This window comes from Klebsiella sp. GFKo11, assembly GCF_056490265.1.
This window is the reverse complement of sequence record NZ_CM151369.1, coordinates 659,471-679,136: the sequence shown is the minus strand read 5'-3', so window position 1 is coordinate 679,136 and position 19,666 is coordinate 659,471. Positions and strand designations below refer to the sequence as shown.

At 50.9% G+C, this 19,666-nt stretch carries 21 protein-coding genes and 2 tRNA genes; 5 read left to right on the top strand and 18 right to left on the bottom strand.

What is annotated here, in order from left to right; all coding sequences use genetic code 11:
• Positions 1-10: 10 nt before the first annotated feature.
• From nusA to AC07P6_RS03250, 3 genes are all read right to left on the bottom strand, one after another.
• A complete protein-coding gene (gene nusA, locus AC07P6_RS03260) occupies positions 11-1,498 on the bottom strand; it encodes a transcription termination factor NusA (protein ID WP_110272868.1) in 1,488 nt (495 codons plus the stop codon).
• A gap of 27 nt (positions 1,499-1,525) precedes the next feature.
• Entirely contained in the window at positions 1,526-1,978 is a 453-nt protein-coding gene (gene rimP / locus AC07P6_RS03255) for a ribosome maturation factor RimP (RefSeq protein ID WP_478315632.1), read from the bottom strand.
• A gap of 206 nt (positions 1,979-2,184) precedes the next feature.
• Positions 2,185-2,261: transfer RNA gene (locus tag AC07P6_RS03250), tRNA-Met, on the bottom strand.
• A 308-nt stretch (positions 2,262-2,569) separates the two neighbouring features.
• On the opposite strand from AC07P6_RS03250, the gene argG reads away from it, so the two are divergent.
• A complete protein-coding gene (gene argG / locus AC07P6_RS03245; protein ID WP_478315631.1) occupies positions 2,570-3,913 on the top strand; it encodes an argininosuccinate synthase in 1,344 nt (447 codons plus the stop codon).
• 163 nt (positions 3,914-4,076) lie between these two features.
• Here the strand turns inward: argG and AC07P6_RS03240 are convergent.
• The 6 genes from AC07P6_RS03240 to rlmE all read right to left on the bottom strand — a co-directional run bounded on the left by AC07P6_RS03240 (position 4,077) and on the right by rlmE (position 9,675).
• Positions 4,077-4,163 (bottom strand) — tRNA-Leu (locus AC07P6_RS03240).
• Positions 4,164-4,177: 14 nt separating this feature from the next.
• Positions 4,178-4,507, bottom strand: a complete 330-nt coding sequence (secG, locus tag AC07P6_RS03235; RefSeq protein ID WP_004106103.1) for a preprotein translocase subunit SecG — start codon at positions 4,505-4,507, stop codon at positions 4,178-4,180.
• A gap of 228 nt (positions 4,508-4,735) precedes the next feature.
• Positions 4,736-6,073: a phosphoglucosamine mutase gene (glmM, locus tag AC07P6_RS03230; protein WP_110272865.1), complete on the bottom strand. Its 1,338-nt coding sequence runs from the start codon at positions 6,071-6,073 to the stop codon at positions 4,736-4,738.
• Positions 6,066-6,914: a dihydropteroate synthase gene (gene folP, locus AC07P6_RS03225; protein WP_478315630.1), complete on the bottom strand. Its 849-nt coding sequence runs from the start codon at positions 6,912-6,914 to the stop codon at positions 6,066-6,068. The genes glmM and folP overlap by 8 nt, the downstream gene beginning before the upstream one ends.
• A gap of 97 nt (positions 6,915-7,011) precedes the next feature.
• The gene (ftsH, locus tag AC07P6_RS03220) at positions 7,012-8,946 is read right to left on the bottom strand and encodes an ATP-dependent zinc metalloprotease FtsH (RefSeq protein WP_110272863.1); all 1,935 of its coding nucleotides are present in this window, start codon (positions 8,944-8,946) and stop codon (positions 7,012-7,014) included.
• A 99-nt stretch (positions 8,947-9,045) separates the two neighbouring features.
• Positions 9,046-9,675, bottom strand: coding sequence for a 23S rRNA (uridine(2552)-2'-O)-methyltransferase RlmE (gene rlmE / locus AC07P6_RS03215; protein WP_004106110.1), 630 nt, complete (start codon positions 9,673-9,675; stop codon positions 9,046-9,048).
• Positions 9,676-9,799: 124 nt separating this feature from the next.
• On the opposite strand from rlmE, the gene yhbY reads away from it, so the two are divergent.
• Positions 9,800-10,093, top strand: a complete 294-nt coding sequence (gene yhbY / locus AC07P6_RS03210) for a ribosome assembly RNA-binding protein YhbY (RefSeq protein ID WP_003025016.1) — start codon at positions 9,800-9,802, stop codon at positions 10,091-10,093.
• A 152-nt stretch (positions 10,094-10,245) separates the two neighbouring features.
• Here the strand turns inward: yhbY and greA are convergent, their stop codons facing one another.
• Complete coding sequence (greA, locus tag AC07P6_RS03205) at positions 10,246-10,722, bottom strand: transcription elongation factor GreA (protein ID WP_478315629.1); 477 nt, start codon at positions 10,720-10,722, stop codon at positions 10,246-10,248.
• Positions 10,723-10,957: 235 nt separating this feature from the next.
• On the opposite strand from greA, the gene dacB reads away from it, so the two are divergent.
• Positions 10,958-12,391, top strand: a complete 1,434-nt coding sequence (gene dacB / locus AC07P6_RS03200) for a serine-type D-Ala-D-Ala carboxypeptidase (protein ID WP_182235055.1) — start codon at positions 10,958-10,960, stop codon at positions 12,389-12,391.
• A gap of 44 nt (positions 12,392-12,435) precedes the next feature.
• Here the strand turns inward: dacB and cgtA are convergent, their stop codons facing one another.
• The 4 genes from cgtA to rplU all read right to left on the bottom strand — a co-directional run bounded on the left by cgtA (position 12,436) and on the right by rplU (position 15,279).
• The gene (gene cgtA / locus AC07P6_RS03195) at positions 12,436-13,614 is read right to left on the bottom strand and encodes an Obg family GTPase CgtA (RefSeq protein WP_181484725.1); all 1,179 of its coding nucleotides are present in this window, start codon (positions 13,612-13,614) and stop codon (positions 12,436-12,438) included.
• 15 nt (positions 13,615-13,629) lie between these two features.
• Entirely contained in the window at positions 13,630-14,595 is a 966-nt protein-coding gene (locus AC07P6_RS03190) for a DMT family transporter (protein WP_304253752.1), read from the bottom strand.
• Positions 14,596-14,690: 95 nt separating this feature from the next.
• A complete protein-coding gene (rpmA, locus tag AC07P6_RS03185; protein ID WP_003861831.1) occupies positions 14,691-14,948 on the bottom strand; it encodes a 50S ribosomal protein L27 in 258 nt (85 codons plus the stop codon).
• A gap of 19 nt (positions 14,949-14,967) precedes the next feature.
• Positions 14,968-15,279: a 50S ribosomal protein L21 gene (gene rplU, locus AC07P6_RS03180; protein WP_004106123.1), complete on the bottom strand. Its 312-nt coding sequence runs from the start codon at positions 15,277-15,279 to the stop codon at positions 14,968-14,970.
• A 260-nt stretch (positions 15,280-15,539) separates the two neighbouring features.
• Between rplU and ispB the strand changes: the two genes are divergently transcribed.
• Together ispB and sfsB are read left to right on the top strand one after the other, a co-directional pair.
• Positions 15,540-16,511, top strand: a complete 972-nt coding sequence (gene ispB, locus AC07P6_RS03175; protein ID WP_478315628.1) for an octaprenyl diphosphate synthase — start codon at positions 15,540-15,542, stop codon at positions 16,509-16,511.
• Between the two features lie 187 nt (positions 16,512-16,698).
• A complete protein-coding gene (gene sfsB / locus AC07P6_RS03170) occupies positions 16,699-16,971 on the top strand; it encodes a DNA-binding transcriptional regulator SfsB (protein WP_181484723.1) in 273 nt (90 codons plus the stop codon).
• A 61-nt stretch (positions 16,972-17,032) separates the two neighbouring features.
• On the opposite strand, the gene murA is transcribed toward sfsB, so the two are convergent.
• The 4 genes from murA to mlaC all read right to left on the bottom strand — a co-directional run bounded on the left by murA (position 17,033) and on the right by mlaC (position 19,661).
• Positions 17,033-18,292, bottom strand: a complete 1,260-nt coding sequence (gene murA / locus AC07P6_RS03165) for a UDP-N-acetylglucosamine 1-carboxyvinyltransferase (protein WP_112213559.1) — start codon at positions 18,290-18,292, stop codon at positions 17,033-17,035.
• A 54-nt stretch (positions 18,293-18,346) separates the two neighbouring features.
• The gene (ibaG, locus tag AC07P6_RS03160) at positions 18,347-18,601 is read right to left on the bottom strand and encodes a BolA family iron metabolism protein IbaG (RefSeq protein WP_110272855.1); all 255 of its coding nucleotides are present in this window, start codon (positions 18,599-18,601) and stop codon (positions 18,347-18,349) included.
• 134 nt (positions 18,602-18,735) lie between these two features.
• A complete protein-coding gene (mlaB, locus tag AC07P6_RS03155; RefSeq protein WP_112213558.1) occupies positions 18,736-19,026 on the bottom strand; it encodes a lipid asymmetry maintenance protein MlaB in 291 nt (96 codons plus the stop codon).
• Positions 19,026-19,661, bottom strand: coding sequence for a phospholipid-binding protein MlaC (gene mlaC, locus AC07P6_RS03150; protein ID WP_110272853.1), 636 nt, complete (start codon positions 19,659-19,661; stop codon positions 19,026-19,028). Before mlaC ends, mlaB begins: the two co-directional genes overlap by 1 nt.
• Between the last annotated feature and the right edge of the window lie 5 nt (positions 19,662-19,666).

The window sequence follows — 19,666 nt, the reverse complement described above, 5'->3', positions numbered from 1 at the left end:
CTACAGTTTATTACGCTTCGTCGCCGAACCAACAAATATTACGTGCGGCCATGATGAGCTCTCCGGCTTTTTCGTCAGTTAAGCCTTCGATATCAGCCAGATCATCAATGCCCTGCTCGGCGAGATCTTCCAGCGTACAAACACCACGGGCAGCCAGGGTAAATGCCAGAGAACGATCCAAACCTTCCAGATTCAATAAATCATCTGCAGGTTTGCTGTCTCCCAGGCTTTCTTCCTTAGCCAGCGCCAGCGTGGTCAGCGCATTTTTCGCACGCTCACGAAGTGCTTCAACGGTGGATTCATCCAGACCGTCAATTTCTAGCAGTTCTTTCATTGGCACGTAGGCCAGTTCTTCCAGAGTGGCGAAACCTTCTTCAACCAGCAGTGTGGCGAAATCTTCATCAATATCAAGATATTTAGTGAAGGTATCAATTGCTGCATGGGCTTCAGCCTGATGCTTAGCCTGTAGGTCGTCAACGGTCATAACGTTGAGTTCCCAACCACTCAGTTGCGAAGCAAGACGCACGTTTTGACCATTACGACCAATCGCTTGCGCCAGATTGCCTGCTTCTACTGCGATATCCATGGTGTGTTTGTCTTCATCCACCACGATAGACGCAACGTCAGCCGGTGCCATCGCATTAATCACGAACTGCGCCGGATTATCGTCCCAAAGAACGATATCGATACGTTCACCACCCAGCTCAGTTGAAACTGCCTGAACGCGCGCACCGCGCATACCTACACAAGCACCGACCGGGTCAATACGCTTGTCGTTGGTTTTCACTGCGATTTTAGCACGAGAGCCAGGGTCGCGAGCGGCGGCTTTAATTTCGAGAACTTCTTCACCAATTTCTGGAACCTCAATGCGGAACAATTCGATCAGCATTTCTGGTTTAGAACGGGTGACAAACAGCTGAGCGCCGCGTGCTTCTGGGCGTACTGCATACAGTACACCACGGATACGATCGCCTGGACGGAAGTTTTCACGCGGCAGCATATCTTCACGCAGGATCACAGCTTCAGCATTACTGCCCAGATCCAGCGTAATATTGTCGCGATTCACCTTTTTTACTACGCCGGTGATAATTTCACCTTCGTGCTCACGGAACTGATCGACGACCATTGCACGCTCGGCTTCACGCACTTTTTGTACGATAACCTGCTTCGCTGTCTGTGTAGTGATACGGTCAAAAGTGACGGATTCGATCTGATCTTCGACGTAGTCGCCAGGATTCATGCTTTCGTCTTCGTAACGTGCAGCTTCCAGCGTGATCTCACGAGTCGGCATTGTCACTTCTTCGACGACCAACCAGCGACGGTAGGTATCGAAATCACCGCTTTTACGGTCGATTTCTACGCGAACATCGATCTCTTGCTCGTATTTTTTCTTGGTAGCCGTTGCTAGCGCACTTTCCAACGCTTCGAAAATCTTCTCACGTGGCAGCGCCTTTTCGTTGGAAACGGCTTCAACAACAGCCAAAATTTCTTTGTTCATCGGGGCCTTTCACCTCAATCCAGACTGTTAAAAGTGGGGAACCAGGTTCGCCTTCTGGATGTTACTCAGCGCGAACACTTCATCTTTGCCTTCGACGGTTACCGTGATCATCTCACCGTCTACCGCTTTGATAATGCCCTGCCATTTGCGTCGGTTTTGTACCGCCATGCGCAGAACCAGCAAAACCTCTTCACCGGAGAAACGCTCATAGTGTTCGGCGGTAAACATTGGACGCTCAAGACCTGGGGAAGAAACCTCCAGGTTATAAGCGACGGTGATCGGGTCTTCGACATCCATGACAGCACTGACCTGGTGGCTCACATCAGCACAATCATCAACATTGATGCCATTTTCACTATCAATATAGATGCGCAGTGTGGATGTGCGACTGCGAATAAATTCGATGCCAACCAGCTCAAAGCCAAGCGCTTCAACTGGCGCAGTGAGCATCTCTGTTAATTTTTGCTCTAATGTGGACAAACCCACCCCCAAGACATAAAAAAAGGGCGTATAGCCCAGTTATTCTGAAGTCAGATAACAAAAAACCCCGATAAATCGGGGCTTTAGATAACTGAACCCTGAGATCGCAACTGCGATCTGGAACACTTTCCAGAAGAATTCTTTCAAATTCGGCTACGAAGGACCCGGTCCTCACAGTATATTTGAAAAAGTACTTAATGGGAAAGTGGTTGCGGGGGCCGGATTTGAACCGACGACCTTCGGGTTATGAGCCCGACGAGCTACCAGGCTGCTCCACCCCGCGCCTGAAACGTGGCATATTTTACTCGCTTTGAGTAAAAGACGCAAATACTGCTGGGATTTGGTACCGAGGACGGGACATAAAATCGTGGTGAATTGTATTGATACATCATATATTTTGTCAACATGAATTTCACATTACCCGGTTTTCGTTTGTACTGGTATTTCAGGGGTTTTTTAGTAAAAAGACAATCAGCCCCTTCCTGTCTCCAGCAAAAGATGATTAAATGAAAACTCACAATTAATGCATAAACATGCAATTAAGATTGTTGAGTCGAACTCACCACAGTCTATCTAGCAGGGTTTTATTTTATGACGACGATTCTCAAGCATCTCCCGGTTGGTCAACGTATTGGTATCGCTTTCTCTGGTGGACTGGATACCAGTGCCGCACTGCTTTGGATGCGCAAAAAAGGCGCAGTCCCTTATGCATATACCGCCAACCTCGGCCAGCCAGACGAAGACGATTATGATGCCATTCCTCGTCGTGCTAAAGAATATGGTGCAGAAGGCGCTCGTCTGATCGACTGCCGTAAGCAACTGGTCGCTGAAGGTATCGCCGCCATTCAGTGTGGTGCATTTCATAACACCACCGGTGGATTGACCTACTTTAACACGACGCCTTTGGGTCGCGCAGTCACTGGTACCATGCTGGTTGCCGCGATGAAAGAAGATGGAGTAAACATCTGGGGCGACGGTAGCACCTATAAAGGCAACGATATCGAACGCTTCTATCGTTATGGCCTGCTAACCAACGCCGAGCTGCAAATTTACAAACCATGGCTGGATAGCGACTTTATCGATGAGTTAGGCGGCCGCCTGGAAATGTCCGAGTTTATGATTTCCTGTGGCTTCGATTACAAAATGTCCGTTGAAAAAGCCTACTCCACTGACTCCAATATGCTGGGCGCGACGCACGAAGCCAAGGACCTTGAGTTTCTGAACTCCAGCGTCAAAATTGTTAATCCAATCATGGGTGTTAAGTTCTGGGATGAGAGCGTGAAGATCCCAGCAGAAGAAGTCATCATTCGTTTTGAACAGGGTCATCCAGTGGCGCTGAACGGACAGACCTTCAGTGATGACGTTGAGCTGGTGATGGAAGCTAACCGTATCGGCGGTCGTCACGGTTTGGGTATGAGCGACCAGATTGAAAACCGTATTATCGAAGCGAAGAGCCGCGGAATTTATGAAGCACCCGGAATGGCGCTGCTGCATATTGCGTACGAGCGTCTGCTGACCGGTATCCATAACGAAGATACTATTGAGCAATATCACGCACACGGTCGCCAGTTGGGCCGTCTGTTGTATCAAGGTCGCTGGTTCGATTCCCAGGCATTGATGCTGCGTGATGCGTTGCAGCGCTGGGTAGCAAGCCAAATTACTGGCGAAGTTACTCTTGAGCTACGTCGCGGTAACGACTATTCCATCCTTAACACCGTCTCTGACAACCTGACCTACAAAGCAGAGCGACTGACCATGGAAAAAGGTGATTCGATGTTCTCTGCCGAAGACCGTATCGGTCAGTTGACGATGCGTAATCTGGATATTACCGATACCCGTGAGAAGCTGTTTGGTTATGCGCAGTCTGGTTTGCTGACCGCATCTTCCGCCACTGGTTTACCGCAGGTGGAAAATCTGGAAAACAAGAGCAAGTAATCAAACTGATAAAGTACAGAAGGCCGCACCTGCGGCCTTTTTTATGCACGAAATCTAAACATACGGCTAATGATAATTGAGCGGAGAGTATGACCTGGCATGCATCCATTACTCTTTTTCAGGCGAAAAAAAGACGCTTTTCAGCGTCTTTTCTTCGAAATATTGGTACCGAGGATGGGACTCGAACCCACAAGCCCGTTAGGGCACTACCACCTCAAGGTAGCGTGTCTACCAATTCCACCACCTCGGTACGGATACTATTTATTAGTGCGGGATATCACTGCTCGGCTGGGCCGGAGCTGTCGGCTGAGTTTGCTCAGTTTTTGGAGCACTCAAATTATCCCACTCACTTCCTTTATTGGTCTTGTTGCTGTTGATGTTACCCAGCGCCAGACTGATGATGAAGAACAGCGCAGCAAGAATGCCTGTCATGCGGGTCATGAAGTTGCCTGAACCACTAGAACCAAACAACGTGCCGGAAGCGCCTGCTCCGAAGGAGGCTCCCATATCAGCGCCTTTACCTTGCTGCAGCATAATCAGACCAACCAGGCCAATCGCCACAATAAGGAAAACAACTAAAAGAGCTTCGTACATAATCAACCTGTTCCTTGCGGATTCGCCGCATACCAAGTGCTTCGACCAATAAAGCGGGACGTTTTGATGTTTCCCACTGAAGCGGGTGTGAATACTAACCAAAGCGAATGACCTTCGCAAGGGCAATTTCAGCGCATTGTATCAAGTGCGGAAAAAAACAGCAAAAAACGTTTATTTGTCGATTATAAGGCGACAAGCGCCGCCTTTTTAATCACTTAGCCAGATATATCAAACGCTCTTAACTGCATCAGCGATACGATGAGCAAACTCATGTACCTGCTCTTGATGTTCACCTTCTACCATCACACGAATCAGCGGCTCAGTTCCTGATTTACGCAGTAACACACGCCCCCGGTTACCCAGCGCGGTTTCCACTTCTGCCGTTACCGCTTTCACATGTTCATGTTCCAGTGGATTGCCGCTGCCTTCAGTAAAGCGGACATTGACCAGAATTTGCGGGAACATTTTCATACCACTGCATAAGTCATGCAGGCTCATGTGGTTACGCGCCATTGCCGCAACAACCTGCAGGCTGGCGACGATACCATCCCCCGTCGTGGTCTTATCCAACAGAATCACGTGACCAGAGTTCTCCGCACCGATACGCCAGCCTTTCTCCTGAAGTTTCTCCAGTACATAGCGGTCCCCTACTTTTGCACGAACAAAAGGAATACCTAGCTGTTTGAGCGCCAGCTCCAGACCCATGTTGCTCATGAGTGTCCCAACGGCACCGCCTCGTAGCTGCCCCTGACGTAACCCTTCACGGGCAATGATGTAGAGAATCTGGTCACCATCAACTTTGTTGCCTTCATGGTCAACCATAATGACGCGGTCGCCATCACCATCATAAGCAATACCCAAGTCAGCTTTTTCTGCCAATACGCGGGCCTGTAGAGCACGAACATCTGTCGCCCCAACTTCTTCATTGATATTGAGGCCATCAGGCTCACAGCCCATTGTAATAACCTGAGCACCCAGCTCACGGAAAACGCTTGGGGCAATATGGTAAGTTGCCCCATGAGCACAATCGACCACAACTTTCAGAGCATTCAGGCTCAGCTCGTTCGGGAAGGTTCCCTTACAAAATTCAATATAGCGACCTGCGGCATCAACAATACGGCTGGCTTTACCCAGTTCTGCAGAATCTACGCAGGTGAGCTCCTTCTCCATCTCGGCTTCAATGGCTTCTTCAACTTCATCCGGTAACTTAGTGCCCTCGATGGAGAAAAATTTAATACCATTGTCATAGAACGGATTATGCGAGGCGGAAATCACAATCCCGGCTTCGGCACGGAACGTACGCGTCAGATAGGCGATTGCCGGAGTTGGCATCGGCCCGGTAAAGGAAGCAGATAGCCCCGCGGCAGCCAAACCGGCCTCCAGCGCAGACTCCAGCATATAGCCAGAAATACGAGTATCTTTACCTATAATAATTTTACGCGATCCATGGCGTGCCAGCACTTTTCCTGCCGCCCAGCCTAGCTTCAATACAAATTCCGGCGTAATCGGCGCGTCGCCTACGCGGCCACGAATACCATCAGTCCCAAAATATTTACGGTTACTCATAACGTTTATTTTCCTTAGCGGCCAGGGTAGCTTCCACCACGCGCAGCGCTTCTACCGTTTCTTTGACATCATGGACGCGGATAATCTGCGCGCCCTGCATTGCTGCAATGACTGCGCAAGCCAGGCTACCATTCAGGCGCTCTGTCGGCCCAACATTAAGTAACTGACCTACCATTGACTTACGCGACATACCTACCAGTAGCGGGAGACCGAAATGATGGAATTCCCCAAGCCGGGCAAGCAGCTCATAATTATGAGAAAGATTTTTACCGAAACCGAATCCCGGGTCGAGCAGCAATTTCTCTTTTGAGATACCAGCCTGCTCGCAACGCACAATATGTTCGACAAAAAAGCGCTCAACATCAGCAAAGACATCGGCATACTTTGGCGCTTCCTGCATTGTTTTCGGCTGTCCCTGCATGTGCATGAGACATACTGGCAACCCGGTTTCGGCTGCCGCTTCCAGCGCACCTGGCTCCGTAAGCGAACGAATATCATTGATGATATGCGCGCCGACCCGCGCTGACTCGCGAATGACCTCCGGCTTCGAGGTATCAACGGAAATCCACACCTCAAAGCGCTGAGCAATCGCTTCCACCGCCGGAATCACTCGTGCCAGCTCCTCCTCAACGCTAACATCCGCAGCCCCCGGACGTGTCGATTCTCCGCCGATATCAATGATAGTTGCCCCTGCATTGATCATCAGATTGGCATGCTTAACCGCTTCCACCAACGTATTGTGGGTTCCGCCGTCAGAGAACGAGTCCGGTGTAACGTTGAGAATCCCCATCACATGTGGATGAGAGAGATTGAGGGTCGAACCCTGGGCTACGAGTTTCATCACAAAATCCCTGAATCAGAGAGAGGTTGAAAAAGAAAAACCCCGGAGCGGATGCCCAGGGGTTTTAGAAAAGTACAGCAGATCAATAGCGGCTAACTTATTTGTCGCCTAGCTGTTCTGACATGGTGTTGCCCGGGTTTGGCGTACGCGGTTCATCGACCGGACGCGGCGCACTCGGGGTGCCATTATTGCCAGAATTATTAGATGAACCCGGTTCTTCCCAGCCAGCTGGCGGGCGAACATCGCGGCGAGCCATCAGATCATCAATCTGCGGTGCATCGATGGTCTCATATTTCATGAGCGCATCTTTCATCGAATGCAAAATATCCAGATTGTCGTTCAGCAAATGGCGTGCACGATCGTAGTTACGCTCAATCAGTAATTTCACTTCTTGATCGATAATACGCGCGGTTTCATCAGACATATGTTTCGCTTTCGCGACGCTGCGACCGAGGAACACTTCACCCTCTTCTTCCGCATACAACAACGGACCGAGTTTTTCAGAGAAGCCCCACTGGGTCACCATGTTACGTGCCAGATTAGTCGCAACTTTGATATCGTTTGAAGCCCCGGTAGAAACATGTTCTACGCCGTAGATAATCTCTTCTGCAAGACGACCACCGTACAGAGTTGAGATCTGACTTTCCAGTTTCTGACGGCTGGCGCTTATTGCGTCGCCTTCAGGCAGGAAGAAGGTCACACCCAACGCACGTCCGCGCGGAATAATCGTCACTTTATGCACCGGATCGTGTTCCGGAACCAGACGACCAATAATCGCGTGGCCAGCTTCGTGATAAGCAGTGGATTCCTTCTGCGCTTCGGTCATCACCATGGAGCGACGTTCCGCGCCCATCATGATTTTGTCTTTCGCTTTCTCGAACTCAACCATCGAAACAACACGCTTGTTGCCACGCGCAGCGAACAACGCCGCTTCGTTCACCAGGTTTGCCAGGTCAGCACCGGAGAAACCAGGTGTTCCGCGGGCAATGATTGCCGCATCAATATCCGGAGACAGCGGTACGCGACGCATGTGAACTTTAAGAATCTGTTCACGGCCACGGACATCCGGCAGACCCACCACAACCTGACGGTCAAAACGGCCTGGACGCAGCAGAGCCGGGTCAAGTACGTCAGGACGGTTAGTCGCAGCAATCACGATGATGCCTTCATTACCTTCGAAGCCATCCATCTCAACCAGCATTTGGTTCAGAGTCTGCTCACGTTCATCATGACCGCCGCCAAGACCTGCACCACGCTGGCGACCAACGGCATCGATTTCATCGATAAAGATAATGCATGGAGCCGCTTTCTTAGCCTGTTCGAACATGTCACGCACACGTGATGCACCGACACCCACAAACATTTCAACAAAGTCAGAGCCCGAAATAGTAAAGAACGGTACTTTAGCTTCGCCAGCGATCGCTTTCGCCAACAGCGTTTTACCCGTACCCGGAGGACCAACCATCAGGACGCCTTTCGGGATTTTACCGCCCAGTTTCTGGAAACGGCTTGGCTCACGCAGGTATTCAACCAGTTCAGCCACTTCCTCTTTTGCTTCGTCACAACCCGCAACGTCGGCAAAAGTGGTTTTGATCTGATCCTCCGTCAACATGCGCGCTTTGCTCTTACCGAACGACATGGCACCTTTGCCACCGCCGCCCTGCATCTGACGCATGAAGAAGATCCAGACACCAATCAACAACAGCATTGGGAACCAGGAAATGAAGATAGAAGCCAGCAGGCTTGGCTCTTCTGGCGGTTCGCCAACCACTTTGACGTTTTTCGTCAACAGGTTATCGAGCAGCTTCGGATCGTTAACCGGAATGTAAGTCGTGTAACGGTTACTATCTTTCTTGGTAACGTTAATCTCACGTCCGTTGATACGCGCTTCGCGAACCTGGTCCTGATTGACCTCTTGCAGGAAGGTTGAATAATCTACCTTTCGGCCATTCGACTCGCTGGGCCCAAAGCTCTGGAATACTGACATCAGCACAACGGCAATGACCAGCCAGAGTATTAGGTTTTTCGCCATGTCACTCAAGGGATTAACCTCTTATTACAACTGTGTTAAAAACAGCGTCAGGATACTCTATATCCAGTTTCTTTCAAACTTTCGTTTGAAATCTACCGGTTATGGTTTACGCCCGGTCGCTACAATGTACACTTCACGCGAACGGGCGCGAGAAGAGTCCGGCTTACGAACTTTGACCTTCGTAAACAGGGAGCGAATCTCTCTTAGATACTCATCGAAGCCTTCGCCCTGGAACACCTTCACTACAAAACTACCACCTGGCGCTAATACATCACGAGCCATTCCAAGCGCCAATTCCACCAGATACATGGCCCGGGGAATATCCACCGCCGGTGTTCCACACATATTTGGTGCCATATCGGACATGACCACTTGTACTTTACTGTCACCTACGCGCTCAAGTAACGCTTTCAGGACTAATTCATCACGAAAGTCACCCTGAAGGAAGTCCACACCAACGATTGGATCCATAGGTAAAAGATCGCAAGCAATGATGCGGCCGCTGTTACCGATCTGCGTAACCGCATATTGCGACCAGCCACCGGGTGCAGCGCCGAGGTCAACAATCGTCATCCCCGGTTTAAAAATTTTGTCACTTTGCTGTATTTCATCAAGTTTAAACCAGGCACGGGAACGTAACCCCTTTTTCTGTGCCTGTTGAACATATTTATCGCTAAAGTGTTCCTGGAGCCAACGACTTGAGCTGGCAGAACGCTTTTTACCTGTCATTTAACATTCCCATTTCGGGTTCATCATACTTTGCGACGTAAAAATCGGCACGGTAGTTTGGCGATATATGGGAGATGGCGGTAGAATGAACCGTTTTCAATCCCAACGTAAGCAAAAAAATACGATGAATCTGAGTACTAAACAAAAACAGCACCTGAAAGGTCTGGCACATCCGCTCAAGCCGGTAGTTATGCTTGGCAACAATGGTTTGACCGAAGGGGTACTGGCCGAGATTGAACAAGCGTTAGAGCACCATGAACTTATCAAGGTGAAGATCGCCTCGGAAGATCGCGACACTAAAACCTTGATCGTGGAAGCCATCGTGCGCGAAACCGGCGCCTGTAACGTACAGGTCATCGGTAAAACGCTGGTCCTGTATCGCCCGACTAAAGAGCGTAAAATCTCGCTGCCACGCTAAGAATATCCTGGTTATCGACACAACTTTGTGTAAATCGAGGGTTTTCTGCGGGTAGACGAGCAAAATGCCATGCTCCGGACGTTGATAAAAGGCCGCTATGCGGCCTTTTTCCTTTCTTTACAATCCATCAACATCGTAGCCGTAAATTCGGATTAAAGGTACTCAACCTTAATAATTTCGAATTCGACTTCACCGCCTGGTGTACGGATTACGACAACATCATCCTGTTCTTTACCGATCAGGCCACGTGCAATCGGCGAGTTTACAGAAATCAGATTTTGCTTAAAATCAGCTTCATCGTCGCCAACGATACGGTAAGTCTGCTCTTCATCAGTATCAAGATTCAAAACACTGACTGTTGAAGCAAAAATCACCCGGCCATTGTTTGACATTTTGGTGATATCGATAACCTGCGCATTCGACAGTTTCGCTTCGATATCCTTAATGCGACCTTCACAAAAACCCTGCTGTTCACGAGCTGCATGATACTCAGCATTCTCTTTCAGATCGCCGTGTTCACGGGCATCAGCGATAGCAGCAATAATTTCAGGGCGACGCACGGACTTCAGAAAATCCAGTTCTTCGCGCAATTTTTCAGCGCCACGTAAGGTCATCGGAATAGCTTGCATTTGTTATACCTCTTTATCATTCTTTCATGGAACGGACATCACCGCTCCGCAACCGGTCAAGCCTTAAGCAAGACAGGAGCAAAAAGAAAACCGACCCGGAAAGCAATCCCCAGGCCAGCAGCAATTTTCAATTTGATATGTATTTTACCCTGAAGTTCACTATGGGTCATCGTTTACTTTACAGGGTGTTGCACCGTAGTATGACGGCTCGGTTTCAGGTTGTTAGCGCGAGATTATGCGATTTTCCAGATTTATCATCGGATTGACTGCCGGCATAGCGATTAGCGCTCAAGCGGCGAACATTGACGAGTACATCAACCAGCTTCCTGCGGGTGCTAACCTTGCCTTTATGGCGCAAAAGGTAGGCTCCCCGACGCCGGAGATAGACTTTCACAGCCAACAAATGGCGCTCCCAGCCAGTACCCAGAAAGTGATAACCGCTCTGGCCGCGCTGCTGCAACTGGGTCCGAATTTCCGCTTCACTACGACGCTGGAAACTAAAGGCAATCTTGAAGGTGGCGTACTAAAGGGCGATCTTATTGCGCGTTTCGGCGGCGATCCAACGCTCAAACGCCAGGATATACGTAATATGGTCGCCACGTTGAAAAAAGCGGGTGTCCAGCGTATTGAAGGCAATGTGCTTATCGATACTTCTGTGTTTGCCAGTCATGACAAAGCGCCAGGCTGGCCGTGGAATGATATGACACAATGCTTTAGCGCGCCCCCAGCGGCGGCTATTGTCGATCGCAACTGCTTCTCCATTTCACTCTACAGCGCGCAAAAGCCGGGAGATCTGGCGTTTATCCGTGTGGCATCCTACTACCCGGTGACGATGTTCAGTCAAGTGCGCACCCTGGCGCGAGGCTCTTCTGAGGCGCAATACTGCGAGCTAGACGTGGTCCCAGGCGATCTAAATCGATATACCCTAACCGGATGTCTACCACAGCGCAGCGAACCTTTGCCATTGGCCTTCGCCATCCAGGATGGTGCTGGCTATGCCGGTGCGATTCTGAAGTCTGAACTGACTGATGCCGGTATTACCTGGAGCGGTACACTGCTGCGCCAGACATTGGCTAACGACCCCGGTACCGTGCTCGCAACAACCCAATCTGCACCGCTGCACGACCTGCTGCGGATCATGCTGAAAAAATCAGACAATATGATTGCCGATACCGTATTTCGTACCATTGGACACGCTCGTTTCGGCGTACCGGGTACCTGGCGAGCGGGTTCCGATGCAGTACGGCAAATCCTGCGCCAGCAGGCCAGTGTCGATCTCGGGAATACCATTATTGCGGATGGCTCAGGTCTGTCGCGCCATAACCTCATCGCACCCGCGACAATGATGCAGGTGCTACAGTACATTGCTCAGCACGATACTGAACTCAACTTTATTTCAATGCTGCCTCTGGCAGGGCACGATGGCTCTCTGCAATATCGCGCGGGTCTACATCAGGCTGGCGTTGATGGCAAAGTTTCCGCCAAAACGGGCTCTCTGCAAGGAGTTTACAATCTGGCTGGTTTCATCACCACGGCCAGCGGGCAGAAGATCGCATTTGTGCAATATTTATCAGGATATGCTGTGCCACCAGCCGATCAACGCAATCGACGTATTCCACTCGTGCGTTTCGAAAGTCGGTTGTACAAGGATTTGTATCAGAATAACTAAGACAAAGGGCCGCATCACATGCGGCCCTTTTAGATTGCTCAGAATTAACGTTTGTAGATGAATTCGACGCCTTCTTCGTCGTCTTCGTCCCAATCATCATCCCAGTCTTCGTCATCTTCCACTTCGACTTCCGCTTCTTCAAGCTGCTGACGATGGTAGTCGTCCCACATAAACTCGACTTTTTCCGCCGACTTCGCTTCTTCAGCGTGAACGATTGGATTTTCGATGATAAAGGTCATCACGTCCCAGCACAGGTCCTTCACCCCCTGCTGGCTGGCGGCAGAAATCAGATAGAACTTGTCTTCCCAGCCCAGCGCTTCAGCGATGGTTTTCGCTTTGGCTTCCGCCTCGGCTTTATCCATCAGGTCGATCTTGTTAAAGACCAGCCAGCGCGGTTTAGAAGCCAGTTTCTCGCTGTATTTCTCCAGCTCACCGATAATGATCCGCGCGTTCTCAACCGGATCGGAGCCGTCAATCGGTTCGATATCAATGAGGTGCAAGAGTACACGGCAGCGTTCAAGGTGCTTCAGGAAGCGAATACCAAGACCGGCCCCCTCTGCAGCGCCTTCAATCAGTCCAGGGATATCCGCAACAACGAAGCTCTTCTCATTGTCCATACGCACAACACCGAGGCTCGGTACCAGCGTAGTAAACGGATAATCAGCGACTTTGGGCTTCGCTGCTGAGACTGCACGAATAAAGGTGGATTTACCTGCATTCGGCATCCCCAGCATCCCTACGTCCGCCAGCAGCATCAGCTCCAGTTGCAGATCGCGTTTATCGCCTGGTGTACCCATGGTTTTCTGACGCGGAGTACGGTTGACGGACGATTTGAAGCGGGTGTTACCCAGACCGTGCCAGCCGCCTTTTGCGACCATCAGGCGCTGACCGTGCTTGGTCATATCGCCCATCGTCTCACCGGTCCCCTGGTCAATCACACGGGTCCCTACCGGCACCTTCACCGTCACATCTTTACCGCGCTTACCGGTACAGTCGCGACTCTGACCATTCTGTCCACGCTCAGCGCGGAAGGACTTCTCAAAACGGTAGTCGATCAAGGTATTCAGGTTCTCATCCGCTTCAAGCCAGACATCACCACCATCACCACCATCACCACCGTCCGGGCCGCCTCTCGGGATATATTTTTCGCGGCGGAAGCTAACGCAACCATTGCCGCCATCACCTGCTACGACCAGGATCGTTGCTTCATCAACAAACTTCATTTTACTCTCCGTAAATCATTCGCCTGAGCGGGGCAGCGGCACAACCGCTCCTCGCTTTCGCCACCGCCCCCAAAGACGATGGCCGACGGCGGAATACATCGCGCCCGCAACCACGACAAACGCACCGAGATAACCCATCAGGTTCAACAGCGGTCTGGCGAAAACGTCTGGCCAGGCCAGTGATAATAAATCTGAAAATAGCAGCGTAAACAGCGGCGTTAAGGTAATCAACGCGCTCACTTGCGCCGCCTGCCAGCGCGCCATAGCTTCCGCCAGCGCACCGTAGCCCACCAGAGTATTCAACCCGCAAAAAACCAGGCAGGCCAGTTGCCAGTCGCTTAATGCCAGTACCTGCGATGGCGTCGCCAACGGCAGAAGCGCTATCGTACATAAAGTGTACAGCAAAAACAGGATCTGCTGTGATGCCAGACGGCGTAATAACACCTTTTGCGCGACGCCATAACTCACCCATACCGTCGCGGCCCCAACACCGAAAATTACCCCCCACGTGTAATCAGTCAGGCGGGTAAAAATCTCAATCAGGCTGGTGTTGAAGAACATCACCAGACCGCTAACCAGCATCATCGCCCCCACAATCTGAGTACCGCGCATTCTCTCTTTGAGGATAAACACGCTGGCAACCATCATACCGACAGGGGACAACTGACCAATCACCTGGGAAGCGGTGGGGCTGAGATATTGCAGGGAAGAACTAAACAGAATGAAGTTACCGAACAAACCACCTGTCGCAATGGCCAGTAGTATTAACCAGCGCGGCTTGCGAAAGATGCGCAGCGGAGGTAGCTTCCCTTTGATGACCAGGATGGTCCCAAGACCAAAACTTGCCATCAAAAAGCGATAAAAGACCACCGTCGGCGGCTCCATCACTTCAAGAACCTGCTTCATAGCGATCGGCAAAGCACCCCAGCACATTGCAGTGGTGAGCGCTAAAAGAATGCCGATGCCGGCCTGCTGCTTCATGCCCGTTTTCCCTGCAGAAAATTTTCCGGGTTTTCAATGTAAAAAGCCCCGCAACACGTTGCGGGGCTTTAATCCGTTACCGGACCACGAAAAACTTACTCAGCAACGATGCTGATGTATTTACGGTTGTTCGGGCCTTTAACTTCAAATTTCACTTTGCCGTCTGCTTTAGCAAACAGAGTGTGGTCACGACCGCAACCTACGTTAGTGCCAGCGTGGAATTTGGTACCACGTTGACGAACGATGATGCTACCCGCCAGAACGGATTCGCCACCGAAACGCTTAACGCCAAGGCGTTTAGCTTCTGAATCGCGACCGTTACGAGTTGAGCCGCCAGCCTTTTTATGTGCCATTTAAATCTCTCCTCAGGTCTTAGGCGCTGATGCCAGTAATTTTCACATCAGTGAACCACTGACGATGGCCCTGCTGCTTACGGTAGTGTTTACGACGACGAAACTTAACGATTTTAACTTTCTCGCCACGACCATGAGCAACAACTTCAGCTTTGATTACGCCGCCCTCAACGAAAGGAACGCCGATCTTAATTTCTTCACCGTTTGCGATCATCAGCACTTCAGCGAACTCAACAGCTTCGCCAGTTGCGATGTCCAGCTTTTCCAGGCGAATGGTTTGACCTTCGCTTACTCGGTGTTGTTTACCACCACTTTGGAAAACCGCGTACATATAGAACTCCGCTTCCGCGCACCTCTTCGTATGATTCAGAGTGCGCTATAAATATTCACAATAGGGCGCGAATATTACGCAAAACGCGAGCCTTTGACAAGAGCGATCAGCGATCAACGCAGAAAAAAAACACAACTTTCACTACAACGTTTATCTACGCCAATTTTTCAGTACAATCACATATTCTTTTAATTCTATCTTAATCCTTCTGTGATCCCATTCGGATACGCGGTAACAGGACATTTGGCCCGGCTTTTGCGATGAATTTAGAAAAAATCAATGAGTTAACCGCGCAGGATATGGCGGGCGTCAATGCGACAATCCTTAAGCAACTCGACTCTGATGTTCAGCTTATCAATCAGTTAGGCTATTACATCGTCAGTGGAGGCGGCAAACGTATTCGTCCGATGATCGCCGTGCTGGCCGCACGGGCCGTCGGTTACCAGGGTAACGCGCACGTCACCATCGCCGCTCTGATCGAATTTATCCATACCGCCACCCTCCTGCATGATGACGTCGTCGATGAGTCAGACATGCGCCGAGGAAAAGCCACAGCAAACGCCGCTTTTGGCAACGCAGCAAGCGTACTGGTGGGTGATTTCATCTATACACGCGCCTTTCAGATGATGACCGCTCTTGGTTCATTGAAGGTTTTGGAAGTGATGTCAGAAGCCGTTAACGTCATTGCAGAAGGCGAAGTTCTGCAATTAATGAACGTCAACGATCCCGACATCACTGAAGAAAACTATATGCGGGTTATTTACAGCAAGACCGCCCGCCTGTTTGAAGCCGCTGCCCAGTGTTCCGGGGTTCTGGCCGACTGTACTGCAGAACAAGAGAAAGCGTTGCAGGATTACGGACGCTATCTGGGTACTGCTTTCCAGCTAATCGATGATTTACTCGACTACAGTTCCGATGGCGAGCGTCTTGGCAAAAACGTCGGGGATGATCTCAACGAAGGCAAACCCACCCTTCCGCTGCTGCACGCAATGCGTCATGGCACAGTAGAGCAATCCGCTATGATTCGCGGCGCGATTGAGCAAGGTAACGGCCGCCACCTGCTGGAAGCCGTACTGGAAACCATGGCGGCCTGCGGTTCGCTTGAATGGACCCAAAAACGTGCAGAGGAAGAGGCGGATAAAGCAATTGCCGCACTTCAGGTCCTTCCTGACTCCCAGTGGCGCGAAGCGCTAATTGGTCTCGCCCATATTGCGGTACAACGCGACCATTAATCCCCCCTCACTTTCCCGCGCACTACGCGGGAAAGTTCCAATAAGATTCAATAACGTCTCCCACAACTTGATATATTCCTAATATTTCATCCCATTAAAAGAACTTGTTAGAACAATACTGGAACTCAAGGTATAGTCATTTCGTCGCTCGTTAAGGACGATCGGATCTTTATTACCAGGAGAATTTATGGATAAGTTCATTGACTGGCATCCGGCGGATATCATTGCCGGATTACGCAAAAAAGGGACGTCGCTGGCGGCTGAATCGCGGCGTAATGGTTTGAGTTCCTCCACGCTTGCCAATGCGTTAACCCGCCCCTGGCCCAAAGGTGAGCTAATAATTGCGAATGCGCTGGAAACAACGCCATGGATCATTTGGCCATCGCGCTATCACGATCCCAATACCCATCAGTTTATCGACAGGACGCAGATGATGCGTCAAAGGAAGAATAACAAGTAAAGCGAGGTCATACAGACAACAGCCCCCGGACAAGCGTCAGAGGGCTGCTGCCGCTACAGGTTTATTCGCCTTTGACGCGTTCTATATTTGCGCCCAACGCCTGCAGTTTATCTTCAATACGTTCGTACCCACGGTCAATGTGGTAGATACGATCGACAATCGTCGTACCCTCCGCAATACAGCCCGCCAGCACCAGACTTGCTGACGCACGTAAATCGGTCGCCATCACCTGAGCACCAGAAAGCTGCTCTACACCGTGACAAATCGCCGTATTGCTCTCGATTTCCGCATGAGCGCCCATACGGATCAGTTCCGGTATGTGCATAAAGCGGTTTTCAAAGATGGTTTCAGTGATCACACCTGTCCCTTCTGCGACCAGGTTCAGCAACGTGAACTGAGCCTGCATATCCGTCGGGAAGCCCGGATGCGGAGCAGTACGAACGTTAACGGCCTTCGGACGATGACCATGCATATCCAGACTAATCCAGTCCTCACCGGTTTCAATATCTGCCCCGGCATCACGCAGCTTCGCCAGAACAGCATCCAGGGTATCAGGCTGGGCATTACGGCACAGGATCTTACCGCCAGAAATGGCGGCAGCCACCAGGAAAGTACCCGTTTCGATACGGTCTGGTAGAACACGGTATACGCCGCCGCCCAAACGCGCAACGCCTTCGATGGTGATACGATCGGTACCCTGACCTTTGATCTTCGCACCCAGCGTATTCAGGAAGTTCGCGGTATCGACAATTTCCGGCTCGCGCGCGGCGTTTTCGATAACAGTAGTGCCTTCCGCCAGCGTCGCAGCACTCATGATGGTCACGGTCGCACCAACGCTGACCTTATCCATCACAATATGCGCGCCCTTTAAACGCCCATTGACCGATGCTTTAACATAGCCTTCTTCCAGTTTGATTTCCGCGCCCAGTTGTTCAAGACCGGTGATATGCAAATCAACCGGACGAGCGCCAATGGCGCAGCCGCCTGGGAGTGAAACCTGGCCCTGACCAAAACGAGCCACCAGCGGCCCCAGCGCCCAAATAGAGGCGCGCATGGTTTTAACCAAATCGTACGGAGCACAGAAGACGTCAACCGGGCCAGCATCGATCCATACAGAACCATTACGCTTAACGTTCGCGCCCAACTGGCTCAGCAGTTTCATGGTGGTATCGATGTCTTTCAGCTTCGGTACGTTTTGGATCTCAATCGGCTCGTCGGCTAACAGCGCGGCAAAGAGGATTGGCAGGGCGGCGTTTTTCGCACCGGAAATCGTGACTTCGCCCTGAAGACGAGTCGGCCCCTGAACACGGAATTTATCCATTGATTCTGTTCTCTGTTAAGAATTCACATACGCTGTGGGGAACATCCCCACAGCTTATAAGCCATTTAGTTTGCGGTCACGCGCCCACTCCTGCGGGGTAAACGCTTTAATCGACAGAGCATGGATGCGGTTGTCGGCAATAAATTCCATTAACGGGGCGTAGATAGCCTGTTGCTTCTTGACCCGGCTCATGCCGTCGAACATCTCACCCACAGCAATAACCTGAAAGTGGCTGCCATCGCCAGAGACGTGGACTTCCTGAAGGGAGAGTGCGTTCATCAGCACGGTCTGAATTTCATGATTTTCCATGGGCTAGTTTTATCTGATAGTGAAAACAGCCCAACATCTTAGAGGAAAGTGGCGCGGTCTTAAACAAGCAAAAAGCCCCATCGAAAAGTTTGATGGGGCTTTCAGAATAGCTTTAGCAGTAAGACACTGAAAAATTATGGGATCATGTCGTCCGGGAGGTTGTAAAGCCCGATCAGGGTTTGCACGTTTTCACTCTTACCCATTAACCGCGCTGCCCGGCCCTGACGACGAATCAGAGCAATGAAATGCACCAATAGCGCCAGACCAGCTGTGTCCACGCGGGTCACCTCATTCAGATCAATTACCGACACGCCATCCGTCGCCTGCGTGCGAGCTTCCCAGAGCGGGACCAGCAGATCCTGGTCCAGCTCCCCGTGCAGCACCAGCGTCTCACCATCGCGAGTCCAGCTCAGCTGCCCGGTCATTATTTTTTCTGTTCCAGGGTAATCGGCTGTGCGGAGCTTGTCTTCAGCTGCGCCGTCAGACCATCAATACCTTTAGTGCGCAACAGGTCACTCCACTCGTTTTGCTTGGTGGTGATCATGCTCACCCCTTCCGCAATCATATCGTAAGCCTGCCAGTGACCTGTTTGGGTATTTTTACGCCACTGGAAATCCAGACGAACCGGCGGACGGCCATTCGGATCGAGGATAGTCACGCGGATTGGAATAATAGTTGCTTCGCCAAGAGGTTGTTCTGGCGCAATTTGGTAAGTCTGCCCGTGATACATTGCCAGCGCCTGGCCGTAAGCCTGTTTCAGATATTCACGGAAAGCGGCGAAATAAGCATCGCGCTGAGCAGGAGTAGCCTCTTTGTAATAACGGCCCAGCACCAGCGCCCCAGCGTATTTTACCTGAACATACGGCAGCAGTTCCTGATCGACGATATCGCGCAGGTAGTTCGGGTTAGCCTGGATCTTCGGCTGCTCATTCTTCAGGCGATCGAAGGTTTTCTGCGCCGCTTCATCCATCAGCTTGTACGGATTAGATTGATCCGCAGCGGTCGCGGCAGTCAAGGGGGCAATCACCAGCATGGCGACCATTAGTAAGCGTTTAAACATATCTT